Annotated in this window: 18 protein-coding genes; 7 read left to right on the forward strand and 11 right to left on the reverse strand. The window is 73.8% G+C overall.

The window, feature by feature from the left end; translation table 11 throughout:
- Nucleotides 1–132: 132 nt before the first annotated feature.
- Together AAHZ94_RS07100 and AAHZ94_RS07105 are read right to left on the reverse strand one after the other, a co-directional pair.
- On the reverse strand, nt 133–723 hold the full coding sequence (locus AAHZ94_RS07100) for a hypothetical protein (protein WP_349991448.1): 591 nt from the start codon (nt 721–723) through the stop codon (nt 133–135).
- A gap of 747 nt (nt 724–1,470) precedes the next feature.
- A complete protein-coding gene (locus AAHZ94_RS07105; RefSeq protein ID WP_349991450.1) occupies nt 1,471–2,040 on the reverse strand; it encodes a hypothetical protein in 570 nt (189 codons plus the stop codon).
- Between the two features lie 457 nt (nt 2,041–2,497).
- Between AAHZ94_RS07105 and AAHZ94_RS07110 the strand changes: the two genes are divergently transcribed.
- Together AAHZ94_RS07110 and AAHZ94_RS07115 are read left to right on the forward strand one after the other, a co-directional pair.
- Complete coding sequence (locus AAHZ94_RS07110; RefSeq protein WP_349991452.1) at nt 2,498–3,271, forward strand: SDR family oxidoreductase; 774 nt, start codon at nt 2,498–2,500, stop codon at nt 3,269–3,271.
- A 360-nt stretch (nt 3,272–3,631) separates the two neighbouring features.
- Nucleotides 3,632–4,231 carry a TetR/AcrR family transcriptional regulator gene (locus tag AAHZ94_RS07115; RefSeq protein WP_349991454.1) on the forward strand — a complete coding sequence of 200 codons (600 nt, stop codon included), beginning with the start codon at nt 3,632–3,634 and terminating at the stop codon, nt 4,229–4,231.
- 98 nt (nt 4,232–4,329) lie between these two features.
- Here AAHZ94_RS07115 and AAHZ94_RS07120 read toward each other — a convergent pair whose 3' ends face one another.
- From AAHZ94_RS07120 to AAHZ94_RS07150, 7 genes are all read right to left on the reverse strand, one after another.
- Nucleotides 4,330–5,553: an acyl-CoA dehydrogenase family protein gene (locus AAHZ94_RS07120; protein WP_349991456.1), complete on the reverse strand. Its 1,224-nt coding sequence runs from the start codon at nt 5,551–5,553 to the stop codon at nt 4,330–4,332.
- 7 nt (nt 5,554–5,560) lie between these two features.
- The gene (locus tag AAHZ94_RS07125; protein WP_349991457.1) at nt 5,561–6,697 is read right to left on the reverse strand and encodes a phosphotransferase family protein; all 1,137 of its coding nucleotides are present in this window, start codon (nt 6,695–6,697) and stop codon (nt 5,561–5,563) included.
- A gap of 335 nt (nt 6,698–7,032) precedes the next feature.
- Nucleotides 7,033–7,977, reverse strand: coding sequence for an MBL fold metallo-hydrolase (locus AAHZ94_RS07130; RefSeq protein ID WP_349991458.1), 945 nt, complete (start codon nt 7,975–7,977; stop codon nt 7,033–7,035).
- A 248-nt stretch (nt 7,978–8,225) separates the two neighbouring features.
- Complete coding sequence (locus AAHZ94_RS07135; protein WP_502964597.1) at nt 8,226–8,546, reverse strand: DUF202 domain-containing protein; 321 nt, start codon at nt 8,544–8,546, stop codon at nt 8,226–8,228.
- Nucleotides 8,534–8,905: a YidH family protein gene (locus AAHZ94_RS07140; RefSeq protein ID WP_349991460.1), complete on the reverse strand. Its 372-nt coding sequence runs from the start codon at nt 8,903–8,905 to the stop codon at nt 8,534–8,536. The genes AAHZ94_RS07135 and AAHZ94_RS07140 overlap by 13 nt, the downstream gene beginning before the upstream one ends.
- 204 nt (nt 8,906–9,109) lie before the next feature.
- Entirely contained in the window at nt 9,110–11,911 is a 2,802-nt protein-coding gene (locus AAHZ94_RS07145; RefSeq protein WP_349991461.1) for an SDR family NAD(P)-dependent oxidoreductase, read from the reverse strand.
- Nucleotides 11,912–12,632: 721 nt separating this feature from the next.
- Nucleotides 12,633–13,184 carry an NUDIX domain-containing protein gene (locus AAHZ94_RS07150; RefSeq protein ID WP_349991462.1) on the reverse strand — a complete coding sequence of 184 codons (552 nt, stop codon included), beginning with the start codon at nt 13,182–13,184 and terminating at the stop codon, nt 12,633–12,635.
- A 191-nt stretch (nt 13,185–13,375) separates the two neighbouring features.
- On the opposite strand from AAHZ94_RS07150, the gene AAHZ94_RS07155 reads away from it, so the two are divergent.
- Complete coding sequence (locus AAHZ94_RS07155) at nt 13,376–15,049, forward strand: FAD-binding dehydrogenase (protein ID WP_349991463.1); 1,674 nt, start codon at nt 13,376–13,378, stop codon at nt 15,047–15,049.
- A 248-nt stretch (nt 15,050–15,297) separates the two neighbouring features.
- Here AAHZ94_RS07155 and AAHZ94_RS07160 read toward each other — a convergent pair whose 3' ends face one another.
- Nucleotides 15,298–17,154, reverse strand: coding sequence for a caspase family protein (locus tag AAHZ94_RS07160; RefSeq protein ID WP_349991465.1), 1,857 nt, complete (start codon nt 17,152–17,154; stop codon nt 15,298–15,300).
- Complete coding sequence (locus tag AAHZ94_RS07165; RefSeq protein ID WP_349991467.1) at nt 17,147–17,590, reverse strand: hypothetical protein; 444 nt, start codon at nt 17,588–17,590, stop codon at nt 17,147–17,149. Before AAHZ94_RS07165 ends, AAHZ94_RS07160 begins: the two co-directional genes overlap by 8 nt.
- A 289-nt stretch (nt 17,591–17,879) precedes the next feature.
- On the opposite strand from AAHZ94_RS07165, the gene AAHZ94_RS07170 reads away from it, so the two are divergent.
- The 4 genes from AAHZ94_RS07170 to AAHZ94_RS07185 all read left to right on the forward strand — a co-directional run bounded on the left by AAHZ94_RS07170 (nt 17,880) and on the right by AAHZ94_RS07185 (nt 24,161).
- Nucleotides 17,880–18,713, forward strand: coding sequence for a protein kinase family protein (locus AAHZ94_RS07170; protein WP_349991469.1), 834 nt, complete (start codon nt 17,880–17,882; stop codon nt 18,711–18,713).
- A 543-nt stretch (nt 18,714–19,256) separates the two neighbouring features.
- Nucleotides 19,257–20,204 (forward strand): hypothetical protein, encoded by a 948-nt coding sequence (locus AAHZ94_RS07175; protein WP_349991471.1) that lies wholly within the window; start codon nt 19,257–19,259, stop codon nt 20,202–20,204.
- 40 nt (nt 20,205–20,244) lie between these two features.
- Nucleotides 20,245–21,798 (forward strand): APC family permease, encoded by a 1,554-nt coding sequence (locus AAHZ94_RS07180; RefSeq protein ID WP_349991472.1) that lies wholly within the window; start codon nt 20,245–20,247, stop codon nt 21,796–21,798.
- Nucleotides 21,799–22,232: 434 nt separating this feature from the next.
- Complete coding sequence (locus AAHZ94_RS07185; RefSeq protein ID WP_349991474.1) at nt 22,233–24,161, forward strand: primary-amine oxidase; 1,929 nt, start codon at nt 22,233–22,235, stop codon at nt 24,159–24,161.
- Nucleotides 24,162–24,244 lie beyond the last annotated feature (83 nt).

A 24,244-nucleotide genomic window follows, 5' to 3' on the forward strand; every position in this document is an offset into this window, starting at 1 on the left:
CCCCCCCCCCCCCCCCCCCCCCCCCCCCCCCCCCCCCCGCCCCCCCCCCCCCCCCCCCCCCCCCCCCCCCCCCCCCCGACGCCGGGCGGCCCGGTCGGCGGCCCCCGCCCCGCTCAGTGCCTGCTGCCCCGCTCAGCGCGCGCCGGCCAGGGCGGGTGCGCAGGTCGCGGCCGGCGGGCGGGGCACCACGATGCCGCAGTGCCCGCAGATCGGCCCGCTCTCCCAGGAGCGGCCCGCGAGTTCGGCCCTGACCGTCCGTTCGTCGCCGCACACCGGGCAGCCGGCCCGCGGCCCGTCGGGCGTTTCCATGGCCGCGATGACCCGCCGCAGCACCTGCGGCAGCGGGGCGCTCGGATGGGTTTCGGGGTCGGCGCACCGGACGACCTCACAGCCGCCCCAGGTCAGCCGGTGCCAATCGTCCACGGGGCTCGGCTGGCGCACCCCGTCGTGCTTCTCGCGCCGGCGCCGGGCGGCGAACTCGGCCTCGTAGGCAAGCCACACCTCCCGCGCCTCTTCGAGCTCCGTCAGCGCGGCGCCTAGCCGCGCCGGGTCGGGATCGCGGTCCCCCGGCCGCATCCCGGTGCGTACGCACAGGTGGTGCCAGGTCGCGCGGTGCCCGTACGGAGCGAAGCGCTCCAGGCACTTGCGCAGCGAGGTGCGGCGCAGCGCGACGTTGTTGTGGGGATCGCGGACTTCTCGTGCCAGTGCTCTGAAACCGGCCAAAGCATTCCACCTCCGACGTGCGGACCAGACCCGATGTCCCATGGACGTGGCCCGCCGCGATTTGGCTCCATCGTGTTGCTCCGTCGTCCGACTCACCGTCACGGTCGCGGCCCCGGAGCGGTACGGGAACGGGTGGGGCCGGCGGCGCCACGGGCGGTGCCGGCGGCTGGTCGGGGCCGCAGGTGAGCCCGTACTCGGCGGTGTGCCGATGGCGCCGCCGCCGCACACCGCGCCGGTCGTCGGGTTCCTGCACCGCGCCGAATCCGGGTTGCGGGCCGTAACGGCGGCCTCGTCGGCGGCTACCCGCCCGCGGGGACAGCAAACCGGACCGCCCCGGGACGGCGCCCGGCGGACGCGGTGCGGGCCCCACCGGGTTGATGGGGCCCGCGCGCCGGGCGGCGCCGTCGGCCGGGCCGGGCCGGGTCGGCGCGGCGGGTCGGGGCCGGCCCGCGGATCGGCCCCGAGGGGGCGGCGTACGGAGCGGCGTACGGGGGTGTCGTGGGGTGGGTGGGGGTGGTGCGGTGGTGGTTACGGGGCCCCGGCGGCGGGAGTGCGGGGCCCCGGCGGCGGGAGTGCGGGGCCCCGGCCGTGGGAGTGCGGGGCGCCGGCTGTGGGAGTGCGGGGGCGTCGGCGGCGGGCGCCCTAACCGCCGGCCCCAACCGCCCGCCCTGAGTCGCGTGCCCAAGCCGCTCCCTTGGCCGGGTGCCTTAACCGCTCGCCCTGAGCCGCGCGTCTTGGCTGCGAACCCTAACCGCGTGCCTTCATCTCGCGCCCGTACCGCCCCACCGCCGGTAGCCAGCACAGCACCACGGCGAGCGCACTGGCCACGATGGCGAGGTAGCTGAGTGCGGTGACCGAAGCGGGTTCGTAGTCGCCGACGATGAGGAAATGCGGAATGAGGGAAACGAGGGCGGTGAGGGTGATGAGGACCCGCGACCAGGTTGCCGCCTTACGCGCCAACAGGGTCGCGATCAGGGCGAAGGCGGCGAAGACGGCGACCATCGTGGCCCGGGCGGTGAGCGTGTCCTGCCGGTCGCTTATCAGCTCGTCCCACATAGGGCCGGTGACCTGCTTGAAGTCGGCCGCGGTGAATTCCGAACCGAGCCCGAGCACGTCGGGGTGGTCGTCGATGACGTCCTTGACGTTGGTCTCGGCCATGTCCGTGCCGCCGGCGAACACCAACACCGCGCCGAACACCCCGCTCAGTGCCGCCAATGCGGAGGTCAGCAGCAGGGCCAGGAACAGTCCTGGGCGCCGGGCCCGTGGAGCGGCCCGGTGATGGTCGCCGACGGGAGGGGCGGCCTGGGAGTAACTCACGTGCGTCATTCTCCTTGCTCGGGGAAAGGTCAGAAAGGGAATTCCCGACGGTCATGGAAAAGCCATGTGCGACGGGGGAGTGCGACGACATAAAAGCCTTCCATGTGCGCCGTGCGGCCAGCCACAAAAAGCGGAACAAATCTCCAGAACATTCCACGTGATCTCTGGATCAGTTTCTGATTGTCGAAATCCGTGGACGTGTGGATAAGCTGCCGCCGTGACCCGGGGAATGCGGGGCGGCCGAGTCGTTCCGCAGCGGCGCCGGGCGCTGCGCCCGCCCCCTCGCCGGCCCCGCAGGGCCCGACCTCCCCGGGGCCGAAACGCACCCTTCCAGCAGCACATACCGACTGGTTAGTCTGCGAGCAGTCAGCAGTCAGCAGTCAGCAGCGCGGCCCGGGCCCGGTGTCGGGGCGGCGGGGTGCTGCGGCGTCGGCGGCCGGGACCGGGAGGGCACAGCGTGGAGACCGTGCGGGGTGCGGGAGTGGTCGTGACGGGGGCGGGCGGCGGGATCGGGGCCGCGCTCGCGCGGGGGTTCGCCGCCCGGGGCGCCCGGGTCGTGGTCAACGACATCGACGCCGACCGGGCGCGGGCGGTGGCCGCCGAGGTCGGCGGCGTCGCGGTGCCGGGCGACGCCTCCGCCGTGGTGCCGGCCGCCCGGGACGCGCTCGGCGGCGCCGTCGACGTGTTCTGCGCCAACGCCGGCGTCGCCCCGACCGGCGGCCCCGAGGCGGACGAGGACGGGTGGGCGGCGGCCTGGGACGTCAACGTCATGGCGCACGTGCGCGCGGCGCGTGCGCTGCTGCCCGACTGGCTGGACCGCGGGCAGGGCCGCTTCGTCTCCACCGTCTCCGCCGCCGGCCTGCTCACCATGGTCGGCTCCGCCCCGTACAGCGTCTCCAAGCACGCCGCGTACGCCTTCGCCGAGTGGCTGTCCGCCACCTACCGGCACCGGGGCGTCCACGTGCACGCGATCTGCCCGCTCGGCGTCCGCACCGACATGCTGACCAGCGCGGGCGCCACCGGTGAACTGGTGCTCGCGCCCACCGCCATCGAGCCGGACCAGGTCGCCGACGCGCTCTTCGCGGGCATCGCCGACGAGCGCTTCCTGATCCTGCCGCACCCCGAGGTCGCCGCGTACTACGCGGGCCGCGCCGCCGAGCCCGACCGCTGGCTGGCCGGCGTCAACAAGCTCCAGCAGAAGGTCGAGCAGTTGCCCACCGAGCCGCGCTGACGGCGGTGGCGCGTTAGCGGGCCGGGCGGCCGGGCCGGGTGGCGAACCACGGTCCCACCGCCCGGCCGGCGACCGACTGCCCCGGGCCCGGACAGCGCCGACTGCCAGGCCGGCCGGCTGCCCCACCGCCAAGGCCCGGCGCCGCACCGTACAAATGCCCCGAGTAGGGGAGAACCTGCCGGGGTCCGCCCGGGCGACCAGTGGGAAGATCCTCCGACGGGAGGCGCGCACCGGCAGCGGTCGACGGCGGCGGCCCCCGCCGGGCAGCCGCCCCCAGCCGCCGGCCGGCGGAGGTGACGCGGTGGTGCCGCGGGTGACGAGACGTGCCGCGGGTGACGAGACGAGGGGTCGGTGACGGCGATGGCCAGGACGACGGACGGCGGCGCACAGGCCGCACCGGTGCCGCAGCGGCTGCTGGCCGCGGCCACCACGCTCTTCGCCGAACGCGGCTACGACCGCACCTCGGTCCAGGAGATCGTGGCTGCGGCCGGTGTCACCAAGGGTGCGCTCTACCACTACTTCGGCTCCAAGGACGACCTGCTGCACGAGGTGTACGGGCGGGTGCTGCGGTTGCAGCAGGAGCGGCTCGACGCGTTCGCCGACGCGGACGCGCCGGTGGAACGGCGGCTGCGGGACGCCGCGGCCGACGTCGTGGTCACCACGATCGAGAACCTGGACGACACGAAGATCTTCTTCCGGTCGATGCACCAGCTCAGCCCCGAGAAGCAGCAGCAGGTACGGGCCGAGCGGCGGCGCTACCACGAGCGGTTCCGGGCGCTGGTCGAAGAGGGCCAGCGGGCCGGCGTCTTCAGCGAGGCGACCCCCGCCGACCTGGTGGTCGACTACCACTTCGGCTCCGTGCACCACCTGGGCACCTGGTACCGCCCGGACGGCCCGCTCACCGCCCAGCAGGTCGCCGACCACCTGGCCGACCTGCTGCTGCGCGCGCTGCGCACGTAACTGGCGGCCGGTAGCAGGTAGCCGACGGCCGGTCACCTACCGCCCGCCGCCCGCGCTCCTGGCGGGACCGGACCCGCCGGGCCCCGCCGGAAGGCCGCTCAGCTCCCCGCCCCGTACCGCTTGAGTTCGCGCCGGGCCAGCGAGCGCTGGTGCACTTCGTCGGGGCCGTCGGCGAGGCGCAGGGTGCGGGCCGCCGCCCACAGTTCGGCGAGCGGGAAGTCCTGGCCCACGCCACCGCCGCCGTGCAGTTGCACCGCCTGGTCGATGATGTGCGCGACGGCCCGCGGGGTGGCGATCTTGATGGCCTGGATCTCGGTGTGGGCGCCCCGGTTGCCCACCGTGTCCATCAGCCAGGCCGTCTTGAGCACCAGCAGCCGCAACTGCTCCACGCTCACCCGGGCGTCCGCGATCCACGCCTGGACCTGGCCCTGCGCGGCGAGCGGCCGGCCGAAGGCGGTACGGCCGGTGGCCCGGCGGCACATCAGCTCGATCGCCCGCTCGGCCATCCCGATCAGCCGCATGCAGTGGTGGATGCGGCCGGGGCCGAGCCGGGCCTGGGCGATGGCGAAGCCGCCGCCCTCGTCCCCGACGAGGTGGTCGACGGGCACCCGCACCCGGTCGAAGACCACCTCGGCGTGCCCGCCGTGGTAGTGGTCGGCGTAGCCGTAGACCTGCATGGCCCGGCGCACCTCGACGCCCGGCGCGTCGCGCGGCACCAGCACCATGGACTGCTGCCGGCGCACGTCCGCGCCGTCCGGGTCGGTCTTGCCCATCACGATGAAGACCCGGCAGGCGGGGTTCATGGCGCCGGAGATGTACCACTTGCGGCCGGTGATGACGTACGCGTCGCCGTCCCGCTCGATCCGGGTCTCGATGTTGGTGGCGTCGGAGGAGGCCACGTCCGGCTCCGTCATCGCGAAGGCGGACCTGATCTCGCCGGCGAGCAGCGGCACGAGCCAGCGCTCGCGCTGCTCGGCGGTGCCGAACTCGGCCAGCAGCTCCATGTTCCCGGTGTCGGGCGCGGCGCAATTCAGGGCTGTCGGGGCGAGTTGCGGGCTGCGCCCGGTGAGCTCGGCGAGCGGCGCGTACTGCACGTTGGTCAGGCCGGCTCCGTACCGGGCGTCGGGCAGGAACAGGTTCCACAGGCCCTGCCGGCGCGCCTCCCGCTGGAGTTCGGCCACCACCGGCGGCTGCACCCACGGGTCGGCCTGGGCGGCGCGCTGCTGCTGCGCGAGCGCCTCGGCCGGGTGGACGTGCTCGGTCAGGAAGGCGAGCAGCCGCCCGCGCAACTCCTCGGTCCTGGCGTCGTAGGCGAAGTCCACGGCCGGTTCAGCCCTTCCGTACGGTGGTGAGTCCGCTGTCGATCAGGTGCGGGACCAGCGCGCCGATCCGGTCGAATCCGGCGCCGACGGTCTGGCCGAGCCCGTAGCGGTAGTGGATGCCCTCGGCGATCACGGCGAGCTTGAAGAAGGCGAACGCGGTGTACCAGGAGAGGGACGCCACGTCGCGGCCCGAGCGCGCCGCGTACCGCTCGATCAGTTCGGCGGACGAGGGGTGGCCGGGGGCGCCGCGCATCGAGCGGATCGGCGCGTCGGGCAACTCGGGCAGTTCGGTGTACATGATGAGCAGCCCCAGGTCGGCGAGCGGGTCGCCGAGCGTGGACATCTCCCAGTCGAGCACGGCGGCGATGGTGTGGTCGGCGTCGACCAGCACGTTGTCCAGCCGGTAGTCGCCGTGCAGCACGGGCGGCGCGGGCGAGGCGGGCAGCGCGTCGGCCAGCCGCTGCTGCAACTCGGCGATACCGGCCAGCTCGCGGCTGGTGGACAGCGTCAACTGCTTGGCCCAGCGCCGCAGTTGGCGTTCCAGATAGCCGTCGGGCCGGCCGAAGTCGGCCAGCCCGACCGCTGCCGGGTCCACCGCGTGCACCGCCACCAGCGTGTCCACCAGGTCGACCAGCAGCGTGCGGGGGGCCTGTGGGCCGAGCGCGGCGAGTTGCCCGGCGCTGCGGTACGGGGTGCCGGCCACATGGCTCATCACGTAGACCGGGGCGCCGAGCACGGCCGGGTCGGTGCACAGCGCCAGCGGCTCGGGCACCGGCACCGGGGTGGGGTGCAGGGCGCTGATCACCCGGTGTTCGCGCGCCATGTCGTGCGCGGTGGCCAGTACGTGGCCCAGCGGCGGGCGGCGCAGCACCCACCGCGCCGTGCCGTCGCTCAGTTCGTACGTCAGGTTGGACCGGCCGCCCTCGATGAGGCTCGCGCGCAGCGGCCCGCGGAGCAGGCCCGGAAGCTCCCGGTCCAGGAAGGCCCGCACCCGCTCCAGATCGACACCCGGCGGCGCCGCTCCCGGGGCGGGTGCGGTGTCGACGACATCTGCGGCGTCTGTGGTTTCCGTGGCGCCTGTGGTGCTCGCGTCCTTGCCTTCGGCGGTGGCCTCGTGCCCCGGGAGTGGGCTGCCTGCGCTCATCGAGTCTGCCTCCGGCGGGTCGGGATGCGGGACCGGGTCCCCGTGATCGCCTCATGATGCCGACCAGTCGGTATGGAGTCCAGCGGTACGGGGCCGGGGTGCCGGGTTTCGGCCGCCGGGGCGGGGCCGTGCCACGCGGCGGGCAACTCAGGCCCTTCCGCTGCCGTCCTTCGGTGCGAACGGCCGGATCTACCCGGCGGCCCGCCGGCGCGGCCCCGGCGGCGCGACCCCGCCGCCGGGTGCCCCGTCGGACCGTCCGCACGGCGCGAACCGTCCGCACGGGGCGACGGGGCGACGGGGCACGGCCCCACCCGGCGGGCGGGCCGGCCGGTGGTTCAGGCGTGGCAGGCCACCGGGCGTCCGCCGTTGAGCTCGGTCATGTCGGAGAAGACGGCCACCGGGTCGAGCGGGGCGCCCGGCGGCAGCCCGTCGAGTTCCGCGTACGCCCGGTGCACATTGGCCACCAGCCGCTCGCTCTCCCGCAACTGTGCGAACTCGCCGAGGTCCGCCCGGCGCGCCACCTCCAGCGGGGGGTGGCCCGCCTGGTGCCCCTGCGCGGCGAGTTCGGTCACGTACCGCAGATAGCGCTCGATCGTGTCGTACACCTCGGGCCCGGTGATCGTGCCGTGCCCGGGCACGACCGTCTCCGCGTCCAGCGCCCGCAGTTGCTCGACGGCCCGCAGCGAGCCGGCGAGCGAGCCCATCAGAACGAACGGGGTGCCGCCGTGGAAGACCAGGTCACCGGTGTAGACGATGCGCTGCTCCGGCAGCCAGACGAAGGTGTCGCCGAGGGTGTGCGCCACGCCCGGGTGGTGCAACTGCACCTCGATCTCGCCCACGTGCAGCGTCAGGGCGTCGGTGTACGTGAGCGTGGGCGGGGCGATCTCCACCGTGCCGAAGTCGACTTCGGGCCAGATGGCGTGCAACTGGTGGCCGCTGGCCAGCGTTTCGGCCCGGCAGGAGACGTGCCCCACGGCGGTGGCCTCGGGCAGGAAGACCCAGTTGCCGTAGGTGTGGTCGCCGTGGTGGTGCGTGTTCACCAGCAGTTGGGGCAGCGGCGCCCCACTGGCGAGCACGGCCTCGCGCAGCGCACGCGCCCGGCGTTCGGTGGCGGCCGTGTCGATCATCGTCGTACTGCGGCCGTCGCTGATGAAGCCCGCGGTGTTCAGGCACCAGCCGCCATCCGGCTGGACGTAGGCGTGCACCCCCGGGGCCAGTTGGACCGGGTACGGCTCGGTGGCCGCCGCCCAGGTGGCGGCGTTGGCGCTGATGTGGGACATGCTGTCCTCTCCAAGACCTGCGAGTTGGCGCGCCAAGCCTGGCACCCGGGCCCAGCCCCCGGAAGGGCACCCCCGCGGCACGTCCCGCCGTGCCCGACACCGCCTCGCGCGCGGGGTGCCACCGCAGCCAGGACCGGGCGGCACGGCCCCGCGCCGGGAGCCCCGGGATCGGCGGGCGGCCGTCCGTTCGTCAGACGTACGCGGGATCTCGCGAGACGTACGCGGGATACGGGGCGGGCCGGCCCCACCTACCGCAGGACGCCCAGCCCCACCGCACTCAGCAGCACCGCGCACCAGGCCGCAGCCGCAGCCGCCCGCGGGGACAGGACGGGCGGTCGCGGTGCGGCCAGCAGCCGGATGCGCCGGTGCGCCACGGCCAACAGCGCCAGCCACAGCAGGCCGATCGCGGCCAGCGCGAGCACGGCGACCGGCCGGTCCCCGCCGACCAGCGCCTGCCGCCCGGCAAGCACGGCCACCACGGCACAGGCCAGCGTGGTGCGCCGCCAGGCCATCCGGGTCCGCTCCGGCTGGAGCCCCGGGTCGCGGGCCGCCGGCACTAGCCCGCCCAGCCCAACGCCACCACCAGCACCATCACCACGGACAGCACGCCCACCGCGAGCGCCAGCACGGTCGGGAAGCGGGAGACGGGGAGGTCTTCGCCGCGGCGCATGGCCCGCTCGCAGCGGAGCCAGTGGCTGACCGCGCGCAGCGCGCACAGCGCCCCGCCCACCAGCAGCGCGACGGCCAGTACGGTCCGCAGGGCGCGTTCCTCGTCCGGCAGGAACTGGTCCACCGCGAACCCGCCGCCCACCAGCGCGAGGCCGGTGCGCAGCCAGGCCAGAAAGGTCCGCTCGTTGGCCAGCGAGAACCGGTAGTCGGGCGTCTTGCCCTCGATCTGCACCCGGCCCGGCGCCCACCACAGCCGCAACTCGGCAGCGGTCGCCCGCCACCGGCGCCGCCGCCCCCCTGGGGGGTATACACATCAGCGGGCCCCCGCGGCCGGCGGCGAGAGGGGGGGGGGGGGGGGGGGGGGGGGGGGGGGGGGGGGGGGGGCCGGGGGGCCCCCCCCCCCGGCGGGGGGCGGGGGCCGCGCGCCCCCCGGGGGGGCGCGGGGGGGGGGACTCGCGGGTCATCACGTGTCGAGGTCGCCGAGCATCATGTCGATCAGGTCGTCGTCGTCCATCGCGTCGATGGAGTCCGTCTCCTGCTCTTCGGTGTCCTTCTCGGCCTGGTCCTTGCCGCTCGCCAGCTCGGTGAGCGTGTCGAGCAGACCCGCGCGGCGCAGCCGCTCCAGCGGGATCGACGTCAGAAGGGCGCGGATCTTGGCCTCTTCCGGGTCGACGTCCGGCTCGGCTGGGCCGTCCGTCGCCACCCGGCCGCGCAGGTACTCGGCGAGCGCCGCGGGCGTGGGGTTGTCGAAGATCAGCGTGGAGGGGAGGCGGAGCCCGGTGGCCGAGTTCAGCCGGTTGCGGAACTCCACGCCCGCCAGCGAGTCGAAGCCGAGGTTCTGGAAGGAACGGTCGGGCTCGATCGACTGGGCACCGCTGTGCCCCAGCACCATCGCCGCGCTGCCACGGACCAGGTCGAGCAGCGCCCGCTCAAGTTCGGCTCCGGCCAGACCGGCCAGCCGTACCTTGGCCGACTCGGGGGCGGTCGCCTTCCCGCCGGCCGCCGCCTTGCTCCGGACGCGGACCACACCGCGCAGCAGAGCGGGGATGTCGGTCTGGCCGCCGCTGAGCGCTGAGGTCTCCAGCCGCATCGGCACGAGCAGGGCGTCCTCGCTGACGGCGCCGGCGTCCAGCAGACGCAGACCGCCCGCCATGGACAGGGGCGCCATGCCCTCGCGCGCCATGCGCACCATGTCCGCCTGGCTGAGGGTGCCGGTCATGCCACCGGCCTGCTCCCACGGGCCCCAGGCCAGTGAGACCGCCGGGAGGCCGAGGGCGCGCCGATGTGCGGCGAGCGCGTCCAGGAACGAGTTGGCGGCGGCGTAGTTGCCCTGCCCCGGGCTGCCGAACACGCCGGCGACGGAGGAGAACATCACGAACTCCGCGAGGTCCGTCTCCCGGGTCAGCTCGTGCAGGTTCCACGCCGCGTCGACCTTCGGCTCGAAGACCGCGTCGATCCGCTTCGGCGACAGGGTGTCGATGACACCGTCGTCGAGTACGCCCGCCGCGTGCACGACCGCGGTCAGCGGGTGGTCGGCGGGGATGCCGGACAGCACCCGCTCCAGCGAGGCACGGTCGGCCACGTCACAGGCCGCCAGGGTCACCGACGCGCCCGCCTCGGTCAGTTCGGCCGCGAGGTCGGTGGCGCCCTCCGCGTCCGGCCCGCGCCGGGAGACTAGCACCAGGTGGCGCACCCCGCGCTCGGCCACCAGATGGCGTGCCACCTCGCGGCCCAGACCGCCGGTGCCGCCGGTCACCAGTGCCGTGCCCTCGGGGTCGAGGGTCCGGGGCATGGTGAACACGTTCTTGCCGATGTGCCGGGCCTGGCTGATGTACCGCACCGCGTCCGGGGCCCGCCGCACGTCCCACGCCGTCACCGGAAGCGGGCTCAGCACACCGCGGTTGAAGAGCTCGACCAGTTCGACCAGCATCCGCTGGATCCGGTCGAAGTCGGTGATGACCAGGTCGTACGCCTGGTACTCCACCCCGGGGTGGTCCGCGGCGACGACCTCGGGGTCGCGCACGTCGATCTTGCCCATCTCCAGGAACCGCCCGCCCCTGGGCAGCAGCCGCAGTGAGGCGTCGACGAACTCGCGGGCGAGCGCGTCCAGCACCATGTCCACGCCCCGGCCGCCGGTCGCCTCCATGAAGCGCGGCTCGAAGTCCAGGTCACGGGAGGAGGAGATGTGCTTCTCGTCGAATCCCATCGCCCGCAGGGTGTCCCACTTGCCGGGGCTGGCCGTGGCGTAGACCTCGGCCCCGAGGTGGCGTGCGAGTTGCACGGCCGCCATGCCCACACCACCGGTGGCGGCGTGCACGAGGATGGACTCGCCCGCCCGCAGCTTGCCGAGTTCGACCAGACCGAGGTAGGCCGTCAGGAAGACCACTGGCACCGAGGCGCCCTGGGCGAACGTCCAGCCCTGCGGCAGGGGGACGACCTGTCGCCGCTCTGCGACCGCGATGGGCCCGAACGATGCGTTGATCATGCCCATGACCCGGTCGCCGGGTGCCAGGTCGGTCACGCCCGGTCCGACCTCCAGGACCACACCGGCGCCCTCGCCGCCCATGGTGGCGTGATCGTCGGGGTACATGCCGATGGCGATCAGCGCGTCACGGAAGTTCAGACCGGCGGCACGCACCGCGATCCGGACGTGTCCGGGGGCCAGCGGCGCCTCCGCCTCGGGGTCGGGCAGCAGCAAGAGGCTGTCCAGGGTGCCGCCGCCCGTGGTGTCGAGCTTCCACGCCGAGGTGCCGGCGGGGGCTTCGAGCACTCGCCCGGAGGCGTCCCTCGCGAGCCTGGGGACCAGCCCCTGGCCGACACGGACCGCCACCTCGCGCTCGCCCGCCGCGATAGCGGTCGTCACCACACCGGCAGCCGCGCTGGCCGACTCGGCGTGGCGGTCGAGGTCCACCAGCAGCAGCCGGCCCGGGTTCTCCGTGGCCGCCGAGCGCATCAGTCCCCACACGGCGGCGTCGGACAGTCCGGCGACGGACTCGCCCGGCCCCGCGGCGACCGCGTCGCGGGTCACCAAGACCAGCCGGGAGCCGTCGAACCGGTCCTCGGCGAGCCAGGACTGCACCAGGGCCAGCGCCCGGTGGGTTGCCTTCCGGGCGGCGTCAGCAAGATCGTCGACGTCCGGGTCCGCACCGCACCAGGCCCAGACCACGTCGGGCGCCTCGGCGCCCTCGTCGAGGGCGGAGACGAGCGCGTCCACTCCGGTGTACTCGGCGTGCTCGACACCGGAGGCGGTGAGCAGTTCGGCCACCCGCGCCCGGTCGGCGCCGCCCCCCGCCCCCGCGGCCGCCCCCCCCGGGGGGGGGCGGCGTCCGTACCCGCGGGCCCCGGGGACCCGCGGGTACAGCCCGCGCCGTCGCCCGCGCCGTCCTCCGCCGCGCCGCCCGACCCGTCGTCGGCGCCCGGCCCTTCACCGGCCCCGGGCCGGGCATCAGCGCGGGCGGTCGGGTCACCGTCCGCCGCCGCTCCGCCGCCCGGCGGGGGCGCCCCGTGGCGCGTCATGAGGGCAGTGCAGATACGTTCATGCCGTCCAGGCTAGTGGCGGTCGGTGCGCCGGGCGCTGCGAGGTGGACCACGTTCACCGACCGGGCCCGAGCTCAGCGCCGGCCGGCCATCCGGGCGTCACCACGCGTGGGGCGGGGGGAGGCCGGGCGGCCCGGGCCGCGTTGCTCCGGGGGTTCGCGGCCGAGGGTGCGGGCCTGGGCGGTTCTGCCCCTGCGCCCCGAGCCGCCGCCCGTGTGGTGCGCCGCGCCGCACTCCCGCGCCGTATCCGAGTCGCCATCCGCGTTGCGCCCTGCGCCAGCGACTGCGCCGCACTCCGAAGCGCTGCCCGGGGGCGCCTTGTGCCGGCGCCCGTGCCCCGGCCCGTGCCCCGCCTGCGCCAGCCGCGCCGTGATCAGCCCGTGGCGGCTGCCGCCCCGTGCCCCACCGCGATCAGCCTGCGGCGACCCGAGCCCCGCACCGCGCCGCGATCAGTCCTCCGGGGCTTCCGCCCCGCCGTCCGCCGCCCGGTGGGCCAGCAGCCGCTCGTACCCCTCGGCGCCGTCCGGGACCCACTCCCACTCCGTCAGCTTGGCCGCGAGTTCGGCCTCGGTGAGGAACGCGTGCCAGGCCACCTCCTCGACCTGCGGGTTCACCGGCAGGTCACAGCGGACCTCGTACACCCGGCACCACCACGACGCGCCCGGCCGCTCGAAGCAGAAGGAGAACAGCGGCGTCGGCGCGGGCAGCCCGCTGACCCCGAGCTCCTCCTCGGCCTCGCGCAGCGCCGCCGCCCCGTACGACTCGCCGGCGCCGACCACCCCGCCCACGAACATGTCGTACAGGCCGGGGAAGACGAGCTTCTGCGCGGTCCGCCGGTGGACGAAGACGCGGCCCGCGGCGTCCTTGGCCAGGATGAACACACAGCGGTGGCGCAGCCCGCGGGCGTACACCTCGCCGCGCGGGGCCTGGCCCACCACCCGGTCCTGCTCGTCCACGACGTCCAGTACCTCATCCGCCGAACGGGGCGCTTGCTCAGTCATCCGGCCATCCAACCAGGACCGTACGCAGCCGTTTCGGTCGCGTCCCGACGGTTGACGGCATACCCATGGGTAACGAGGATCGGGCAGACGACGGGCGCCGGGCCCGCGCAGGGTCTTCGGGTCGGGCACGCACGCGCGCAGGTCTTCGGGCCGGGCGCGCAGGGCGGCCGGCCCCGACGAGGATGGAAGCCATGGCGTACGACGCGGATGTCATCGTGGTCGGGGCGGGACTCGCGGGGCTCGCCGCGCCCGCCGAACTGGTCGACGCGGGCCGCACGGTCATCCTGCTCGACCAGGAGCCCGCGGCCTCGCTCGGCGGCCAGGCGCACTGGTCCTTCGGCGGCCTCTTCCTCGTCGACTCGCCCGAGCAGCGCCGGCTGCGCATCCGCGACAGTCACGGCCTCGCCTGGCAGGACTGGCTCGGCACGGCGGGCTTCGACCGGCCGGAGGACCGCTGGCCGCGCCGCTGGGCCGAGGCGTACGTCGACTTCGCCGCCGGCGAGAAGCGCGCCTGGCTGCACGGCCAGGGGGTGCGGTTCTTCCCGGTGGTCGGCTGGGCGGAGCGCGGCGGATACGCCGCCACCGGGCCAGGCAACTCGGTGCCCCGCTTCCACATCACCTGGGGCACCGGGCCCGGCCTGGTCGCACCGTTCGAGCGCCGGGTGCGCGCCGGGGTGGCGCGCGGCCTGGTGGAACTGCGGTTCCGGCACCGGGTCACCGGGCTGAGCCGGACCGCAGGCGCCGTGGACACCGTCAGCGGCGAGGTGCTCGCGCCCTCGACGGCCGAGCGCGGCACCGCCAGCAGCCGGGAGGTCGCCGGCGCCTTCGAACTGCGGGCCCAGGCGGTCATCGTCGCCTCCGGCGGCATCGGCGGCAACCACGAACTGGTGCGCCGCAACTGGCCAAGACGCCTGGGCACGCCGCCCGAGCACCTGCTCAGCGGCGTGCCCGCGCACGTGGACGGCGCGATGCTCGGCGTCGCGGAGCGGGCCGGCGCCCGCCTCGTCAACCGCGACCGGATGTGGCACTACACCGAGGGCATCGCCAACTGGAACCCCATCTGGTCGCAGCACGGCATCCGCATCCTGTCCGGCCCCTCGCCCCTGTGGGTGGACGCGCTGGGCAAGCGGCTGCCGGTGCCGCTCTTCCCGGGCTTCGACACCCTCGGCACCCTCGAACACCTCATGCGCACCGGATACGACTACTCGTGGTTCGTGCTCACCCGGAAGATGATCGAGAAGGAGTTCACGCTCTCCGGGTCCGAACAGAACCCCGACCTGACGGGCCGGCACGTCCGGCAGGTGCTCGGCCGGGCGGGCGGCGGCGTCCCCGGCCCCGTACAGGCGTTCCTCGACCACGGCGAGGACTTCATCGTGGAACGCTCGCTGACCGCACTGGTGCGCCGGATGAACGAGCTGACCGAGGCCGATCCCAGGCGCAAGTCCGGCCGCATCGACGAGGCCGAGCTGCGGCGCGAAATCACCGCGCGCGACCGCGAGTTGCACCATAAGTTCACCAAGGACCTCCAGGTCACGGCGTTGCGCGGGGCCCGCTCCTACCTGGGCGACCGCCTCATCCGCACCGCCGCACCACACCGCATCCTCGACCCCGACGCGGGCCCGCTGATCGCCGTGCGGCTCAACGTCCTCACCCGTAAGACCCTCGGCGGCCTGGAGACCGACCTGCAATCCCGGGTCCTGACCGACGACGGCACGCCGCTGCCCGGCCTGTACGCGGTCGGCGAGGCCGCCGGCTTCGGCGGCGGCGGCCTGCACGGCTACCGCTCACTGGAAGGCACCTTCCTCGGCGGCTGCCTCTTCTCCGGCCGCACGGCGGGGCGTGCGGTCGGGGAGGCGGTGGGGTAGTCGGCGGGGGCTGGGCTGGGGCGAGGGGGGGAGGGGTGGCGGCTGTTCGTGTCCCTGCGGCCGGCCGTGCCGTACGCGGGTGGGACCGATGATGACGGCGGTCGGCATGCCGTACGCGGGGTGAGGCCGCAGCCGGCTGCCGGCACGCCTGACGCCTCACACATCTCCGGCCTGATGCCCTCATATCGCGCGCTGCACATCTCACGCTGTACGCGAGCGTGGTCAGCTACGGCCGGAACTAGCCGGAACTAATAAGAAACTTCGGCCTTACTGCGCGGCCAGAGCAGACCGCTGGCCGTGCGGATGACGAGCCAGCGGCCCGGCATGGGGGTGCCGATGACTTCGACGCGTTCGACGGCTGACCGCGACCCACCGGCGCACCGGTCATCCACGTCCCGGCCGTGCATGCCGTCCAGCTTCACCGCGAGGGGCAGCCAGTCATCGCCGAACACGGCTGAGACGTCCGAATGATCCGGGTCGTCAGAGGCATCCGAGGTGTCGGCGTGACCGTCCTGCCACGGCTGCCGCAGGCGCGCCGCGTCGGTGTACGAGAGCCAGGCCCACGGCGGACGCACCTCGATGGCATTCATGCCGTCGGACACATCCTCCGACACCCGTCCGGTACACATGGCCATCGACACGGCGTACAGGCCAGAGCTGCGCAACACGCTGCGGATGCGAATGAACCGCCAGGTGCTCTTCCGGCTCATGAGTGTGGCGATGCCGCTGGGGACCACGACCACGTCGAGGGCCTGGCAGGTCGTCTCGCCCAGGTCAAGGACGTCGCTCAGCGGGTACCGCAGCGTCGTTGCGACGACCAGGACGAGGCCGTAGGCCACACTCCGCATGCCCCGGCGCCGCAGCCGCCGGTAGCCGCGGTCGGCCCGCAGTTCGGCGAGCAGGGCGCGCCGGGGCGGTAGGGGTGTGCCCGGCCACTGCCCCCGCTCCGCGGCCTGGAGGAACGCCCGTACCTGTGGTGCCGACCATTCCACGCAATGGCCGGTCGGCAGGGTGAACGAGACGGCTCCGCCCAAGAGTTCGACCGGCACGTCGGCCACCTTGCGACCCCGGACCTGTGGGTGGGTCCCGCGCCAGGAGAGGCTGGCGCGGCGGTACAGCTCTGCGGTTACAGGCGTGCCATCGCCCGCCGCGACGATCTCGTCCCGGTGGATCGCCAGCATCACCATGTCGCGCGGCGGCAGCCGGACGAACACCATCCCGCTGAAGTCTGTGTACGCGGGCATCGTGGTGCGGCGTCCGTGCTGATCGACGAGGTGGGGCCGGACGTCGACGCGCTCGGCGGCCCCCTGTTGCTCTGGGCCCAGTCCTCCCCTGTCCCCGCGCTCGCCGGCACTGGGCGTCTCGGGTGGGTCCGGCCGGTCTGAGCGACGGGCCAGCGGGATGGCGCCGACCCCGGCCTGGGTCTTCACGTGCGGGACCTGGCCGGAGGGGCTCAGCTCGTCGTGGACGTAGCGGTAGACGTCGTACGCAGTCGCATAGCCGTCCCGGCCGGAGGCACCGGACCGTAACCCGGTCACCAGATGGCGGGTGAAGGGGCTCGGCGTGCCGTGCTTGGTGGCGTCTGCCGAGGTGCCCGCATGGCTTGAGCTGGTCATCACAAAGCGGCCTCGACCGGCGAGTTGGGCTGCCGGGTCCGCCCCCTTGGCCGCGGCTGCCCCGCTGAAACAGCAGTCCAGGATGACGACGATGGACCGTGCCGCGCAGTCGTCGATCAGCTCATCGATGAACCGCAGCTCCACCGAGCGGGCCCGTAACTGCTCGTGCGTGGTATCGCGGACGCACAACCGCAGCCGGTTGCGCAGGTCGAGTAGGCCGTGACCGCTGTAGTAGAGGAGGAGTTGCTGATGCGCGCGGGCGCTGTCGAAGAAGTCGGCCAACTCCTCCTTGACATGCTGGGTGTCGCCCTCAAGGACGGTGCGTACGCCGTCGGCCCCGTGCAGCCCGGTGTCCGGGTCGGTCAACGCGGCGGCCAGTGAGCGGACGTCGGTCGGCGGCCCCAGCAGCGGGCGCAGGCCGTCGGGCGGCCCGGAGAACTCGGAGTTGCCGATCAGCAGCGCCCGGAACTCGCCCGCCGGCTCAGTCACTCGGTGCACCGTCCGGGGCGGTCGGTTCGTCTCCGGTGGGTGGGTGCTCCTCTGTGGCCGCCCGCAGGCCGTGCTCAAGGGCGGTGCGCAGGGTCGCGTTGTCGATCGTGCTGCCCGTGACGGTGAACTCGCCGGCGCGGCCGTCGACCGACCAGGCCAGATGCACGCTGCGGCCCCGGTCGCGCCCCAGCCAGGCGGCGATGGCGGCCACCACGCCGGCGACGGCGGGCCCGGTGAGGCCGATCACTAGGGGGAGGACCGAGCCCTTGGTACCGGCAAGCGCGAGGCCCGGCGCGGGGCGGTGCTCCATCAGCCCGGTGGCCTCGGCCAGGGCCGTATGCAACAGCAACACCTGCTCCTGCCAACGGTCGTCGTCCGCTGCGAAGCGGTCGCTGTGCGCTACCAGCCGGACCTCTGCTGTACGGGCGTCCCCCATCGCCGGCCCCTCCCCGTTGCTCTGCTATTGGCTCTTTCCTGTTGTACCAGGAGGTACGCGCCGGCTGGCAGTCCCCGGGCTGCGCGGAACGCCAAGGGCAGCCCCGCCTACTTCCGCGGCACCTTCACCCCTGACGGCACGGCCATGACCGGAGACTGGGTCTACCCCGGCGGAGGCGGCTACACCTCGACCATGACCCGCATCTGACCACCCGCGGCCCCGCCCGGCCCCGCCCCGGTACGCCACCGCCGGGGCCGCGCGGGCGCGGGCCCCGCTGAAAGGACAACACATGTCTGGCCAAGACCCCTTCGACCTCCCGGAGCACGTCGAGAGCGTGGTGGGGCCGCTGAGTCGGCGGCTCGTCGTCAACCGGCGCGGCTCGACGGTCTGGGACGTACGGACCCGGCGCGGGCGGCGGGCGGTCAAGTTGGGGTACCCCACGCCCCGGCACGCCTGGACGGCTCTGGCTCCCGCCCGGGAGGCCGCCATCCTGCGGCAGCTCACCGCACCCGACGAGATCCAGTCCGGAGACTGGGACGGGGGCACGTGGAGCGCGCAGCCGTGGCACGAGGGGGAGTCCCTGTTCGACCTGTGGGGGCCCGGGCGGCATCATCTGCGGCCGGCGGCGCCCGATCTGGCGCAGGCCCGGTCCTGCGCCGTGACGCTGGCCGAGCTGCACGACCGTGGCTGGGCGCACGGGGACGTACAGCCCAACCACTTCATCGTGGGGCCCGCCGGGACGCGCCTCATCGACGTGGCGTTGGCACACGGGGGCGAGGTGCCGGCCGCGTACGACTACCGCTACCGCGGCTGCCTGGTCCACTACGAGGCTCCCGAGATCTCCCGCAGCGTTCTGGAGAGCGGTACCGCCGTGCCGTCGACGGCGGCCGATGTGTACGCGCTGGGGGCCTCGTACTTCATCTCCGCCACCGGCTGGCGGCACGTGGACTACCCGGACGCCGCCACTCGGGAGGACCAGCGCCGGGCCGTCGTGGACAAGCCGCACCGGGTGGTCAACGTGCCGGGTCCGCTGGGCGGGCTCATCGACCGGATGCTGAGCCGGTCCCCGGCCGACCGGCCGAGCAGCGCCGACGTCAGTCGAGAGTTGTGCGACCTGTTGTGAGTCGTGAGCTCTGCGGCGCTGTGAGCCATGCGGCGGGGCGGGGCGGGGCGCCGCAACGGCGGGGCGGGGCGGCTGGCAATCGACCCTGCCGCTCCGGCGTGGCGCTCACGGCCGGGCGTCCCCTCGGCCCCCTCGAACCCCCAACCCCTCACCCCGCCGAGGAAAATCCGTCGGTCCGGGGTCTTGTTCCGTTCAGGCGTGGATCACGTTCTGATATCAACGTGCCAGTGGTGAAAGGGAGTTGGGTCCATACGGTCATGGTCGTCGCACCGTCCGTGAGCAGTGATGATGCCGCTCGGCGGTGAGGAAGGGCCGGTCTCGGTGGGCGGGGGTGGGTGGAGGGCGGTCAGGACACGGGGAAGTCACGGCGTGTTGGGGGCGTCTTCCGGCCTTGACGCAGAGCAGTGACTACCGGTTTGCTGTCCGTGATCATTCGCCGTCGGCGGCGCTGGCACCGGGGGCCACCGATGGGGCCGGCGCACCTCGCGCGGACGGATTCCGCTGCGGGGCTGGAGGTGACAGCGTTGTGGAGGAACTTCACGAATGACGCCTCCGCCACGCTCGATCGGCCGCCCGTGGCGCAGGGGCCGGTTCGCCTTTGACCCCGCGCTGGACGATGCGGAGCTGGTCACGGCCCGCAACGCACTCGCCCAGGGACGGTGGAGCGCCGCCCGGGCCCTGCTCGCCGAGACCGGCGAGGACTGGGACCGCAGAGGGCACCGTCTGATGGTCCTCGCCGAGGCCAGGGCCAGCGTCTCCTGGGCGCGCGAATGGCAGCTCGCCGAACCCGACAGTGCTGCCGCCGCGACCCTGCTGGCCTGCGCCAGTACCCTGCGCGCGGTGCGCGGCAAGGCGTCGTACGAGTCGGCGCGCGAGCAGTGTCTGGTGGCCGCGCGACTGGTCCCGACCGACCCGTCGCCGTGGCTGGCGCAACTCGTCCTGGCCCGCACCCTGGGCACCGGCGACGACTGTGCGCGCGCCTTCGACCAGGTGCGCGCCCGCCACCCGGACCACCACCACGCACACCATCTGATGGCCGCCGCGCTCGCGGAGCGTGACGGTGGTGGCGGCGACCCGCTGCACGAGGTGTACGACTTCGCCGACTGGGCCGCCGAGCAGGCGCCGGCGGACTCGCCCCTGGCCGTGCTGCCGGTGGTGGCGCACGCCGAGCGGTTCCGGGTGCTCGCCGCCTCCGGCGCGGTGCCGCGCAACCCCGGCGAGTCGCAGCACTGGCACACGCGAAAGGCCCGACAAGTACTGAAAGCGGCTTTTGACTGGTGGCTGGAATGGGAGGGTGAGGACCACCCCCGCCAGCAGATAGACCTCAACTACCTGGCCCACGCCACGTACCACGAGGGACGTCTCGCCGAGGCCGCCGCGCTCTTCCACCGCATCGGCCCGCACGCCACCCGGGCCCCCTGGTCGTACACCGACCGCGATCCCAAACAGGAATTCCGCGCCGCGCGCTCCGCGGCGCTCGGCTCACCCTGACCTGATTCCCGGCACCTCCCGTGGAAAGGAACCGTCCGCCATGACGACGGGTAGCACGCGTGCGAGAGAGATCAGCACGTTCAAGGGCCAGGACCGCGCGCTGCGCGCCGGCCGCATCGGCATGACCGGGCTGCTGCTCTCCGTGGTGGCGGCCAGCGCGCCGATGATGGTCGTCGCCGGCGTCATGCCCACCACGTACGCCGTGATGGGCATCGTCGGTCAGCCGCTGCTCTTCGTGATCCTGGGCGTCGTGCTCACGCTGTTCAGCTTCGGCTACGCCGAGATGAGCCGCCACGTGCACAACGCGGGTGCCTTCTACGCCTACATCGCCCGCGGCCTCGGCGGCACCGCCGGCGCCGCGGCGTCCGTGCTCGCCCTGGTCGCGTACAGCACCATGCAGTTCGGCATCTACGGCATCTTCGGGTTCGAGGTCGCCGGGCTGATCGACCAGCACCTGGACGTGCGCGTCGACTGGTGGATTCCGGCCCTGGTCGGGGTGGTGCTGGTCAGTGTGCTCGGCTGGCTCAAGATCGACCTCAACGTCAAGGTGCTCGGCGTCCTGCTGCTCATCGAGGTGCTGTTGGTGTCGGTGTTCGCGGTGGCCGGCCTCGGCGACCCGGGCCCCGAGGGCGTCTCGCTGCACGCGTTCAACCCCGACACGCTCACCGGCGCGGGCCTCGGCACCGCCCTGTGCTTCTGCATCGCCTCCTTCACCGGCTTCGAGCAGTCCCCGGTCTACGCCGAGGAGACCAGCAGGCCGCAGGTGGTGGTGGCGCGCGTGATGTTCCTCGCGGTCGGCTTCGCCGCCCTCTTCTTCGCCTTCAGCTCCTGGGTGCTCGGCGTCGCGGCCGGCCCGTCCGAGGTGGTGGCCACCGCGCAGGCGCAGGGCCCCGGCATGCTGTTCGGGCTGACTGAGGACCGGCTCGGCACCGCGGTCACCAACACCATGCACGTCTTCTACGTGACCGGCATGTTCGCCGCCATGCTCAGCTTCCACAACGTGGTGGCCCGCTACGCCTTCGCCATGGGCCGCGAGGGCCTGCTGCCCGCCGCGTTCGGCCGTACCAACAAGTCGAGCGGCGCGCCCGCCTACGGCTCCGTGCTCCAGAGCGTGCTCTCGCTGGTCGTCGTGGCCGGGTTCGCGCTCAGCGACGACAAGCCCTTCGGGGACCCGACCACGCCGGTGCTGCACCTGTTCACCTGGGCCGGCAACGTGGGCGCGCTCGGCGTGATGGCCCTGATGGCCACCGCGAGCATCGCCGTCATCGCCTTCTTCGTCCGCCGCGGCGCCACCCGCGTCCACCTGCCCCGCATCATCTGCTCGGGCCTGTCGGCCGTGGCGCTCGCCGTCATCATGGTCTACGCCGTCAAGGACTTCGACGTGCTGCTCCAGGCCGACCCGGACTCCGCGCTGCGCTGGCTGCTGCCCGGCGTGATGGGCCTCGCCGTCGTCATCGGCATCGGGTACGGACTGCTGCTGCGCGCGACACGCCCGGAGGTGCACCGCGGAATAGGGAAGGGCAACGAGGCATTCCAACTGGAGAAGGCCGCAGCCGCACATGGGCCGGCGGCCCCGCCCCGCACCACTGCGTGAGCACCATCTAACGAGGCACCACCTGTCAAGGCCGCACGGCCTTTCGGAACGGTACGACCTGTCAGGACCGCACGACCTTGCGGAACCGTACGACTCGTCGGAACCGTACGACCTGTCGGGCGGGCACCAAGCCGGCGGGCTCGTACGACCCGTCGGGCACGCACCGGCAGTCACCTCCGTACGGCACGCACCAGCCGTCGGCCGCACCACGAGCACCAGCCGCCGCACCGCGCACCAGGGCGCACCCGCCCGCGGCACCGCGCACCACCGCCCGGGTCCGGACCCCGCGTCGCTCCCGGCTGGCCGGGGGCGCGGCGCGGACGGTTCTCGACCGACAGCGAGCTGGACCGACCACGCACACCAGAGCCACCAGCAGCCAGCTCGACCACCAGCTATCGGCAAGCACCTCGCCGCACCGCGCGAAGGAGCACCGCATGAACTGCTGTGAGACCCCGCAACCTGGGGCGCAGGCCCCCGCGCACCCGCTCGACCCGCTGACCGCCGAGGAGTTCACGACCGCCCGGCGGGTCCTGGCCGACGCGGGCAAGGTCACCGGAGCCACCCGCTTCCCGCTCGTCCTGCCGCACGAACCGGACCGGCACACCGCCAGCACCCACCGCCCCGGCGACCCGGTCGTGCGGCGTGTGCGGGCCACCCTGCTCGACCAGGACACCGGCGCCGCCGCCGAAGCCGTCGTCGACCTGACCGCGCAGACCCTGCTCTCCTACCGCGACCTCGATGCCCCCAAGGAGGGCCAACCCCCGCTGCTCATGGAGGAGTTCGAGCTCTGCGAGGAGATCGTCAAGGCCGACCCCGGCTGGCAGCGCGCCATGGCGGAGCGCGGCATCACCGACCCGAGCCTGGCCGTGATCGCCCCGCTGGCGGCGGGCCCGCTGGTCCTGGAGGACGAGCCGGGGCGGCGACTGCTGCGCTCACCCACCTATCTGCGCTGTACGAGTTCGGACAACGCCTGGGCGCACCCGGTCGCCGGCCTGGTCGCCGACGTGGACCTGACGCAGCGGCGCGTCGTACGGCTCGTCGACACGGGCGCCGTGCCGGTGCCCACCGAGTGCGGCCGGTACGAGCCGGAGTTCACCGGTCCGCCGCGCACCGACGTCCGCCCGCTGCGGATCACCCAGCCCGACGGCCCCTCCTTCCACCTCACCGGCCACCGGCTGGACTGGCTCGGCTGGAGCATGCGGGTGGACTTCAACGCCCGCGAGGGCCTGGTGCTGCACCAGATCGGCTACCAGGACGGCGAGCGCCGGCGGTCGGTGCTGCACCGCGCCTCGCTGGCGGAGATGGCCGTCGCGTACGGCGAGGCGGACGAGGCGCGCAACTGGGTGGCGTTCCTGGACGCCGGCGAGTACACGCTCGGCCGCAACGCCAACGCGCTGCGCCTGGGCTGTGACTGCCTCGGCGAGATCCGCTACCTGGACGCCGTGCTCACCGACGACCACGGTCACCCGGAGACGCTGCCCAATGCGATCTGCATCCACGAGGAGGACACCGGGCTGCTCTGGAAGCACACCGACATCTTCAACGGCAACGCCGTGCACAGCCGCCGCGGGCGCCGGCTGGTCATCTCCTACATCGCGACCGTCGGCAACTATGACTATGGCTTCTATTGGTACTTCCACCCGGACGGCAGCATCGCCTTCGAGGTGAAATCCACCGGCATCGTGCAGACCACCGCCATCGAGCCGGGCGCCACCGCGCCGCACGGCACCGAACTCGCGCCCGGCCTGCTCGCGCCCTACCACCAGCACCTGTTCTGCGTACGCCTGGACGTCGCGGTCGACGGCCACCACAACACCGTGCAGGAGGTGGACGCGGTACCGGTGCCCACCGGGCCGGCCAACCCCAACGGCAACGCGTTCACCATCCGCACCACGCCGCTGGCCGACAGCGCCGACGGCGGCCGGCTGGCCGACGCCACCACGGGCCGACACTGGCGCATCACCAACCCGTCCGTGCGCAACCGGGTCGGACAGCCCGTCGGCTACGTGCTGGTGCCGCAGCCGAGCCCGGTCCTGCTGGCCCAGCCCGATGCGGCGGTCACCCGCAGGCTCGGCTACGCGACCAAGCACCTGTGGGTGACGCGGCAGACGGCCGACCGGCGCTACCCGGCCGGCGACTACCCGAACCAACACCCGGGCGGGGCCGGCGTGACGTCGTGGACGGTGCCGGGCGAGTCACTGGAGGACACCGAGCTGACGGTGTGGCACACCTTCGGGCCCACCCATCTGCCGCGCGCCGAGGAGTGGCCGGTGATGCCCGTGGACCACTGCGGCTTCACCCTGCGGCCGAGCGGCTTCTTCGACCGCAACCCGGCCCTGAACCTGCCGGCCGAGGAGGGCTGACCTTCCCGTGGGGGGGGGGGGGGGGGGGGGGGGGGGGGGGGGGGGGGGGGGGGGGGGGGGGGGGGGGGGGGGGGGGGGGGGGG

Origin of the sequence: Streptomyces sp. HSW2009 (genome assembly GCF_040240285.1) — a bacterium.
In the GTDB taxonomy this organism is placed as follows: Bacteria; Actinomycetota; Actinomycetes; order Streptomycetales; family Streptomycetaceae; genus Streptomyces.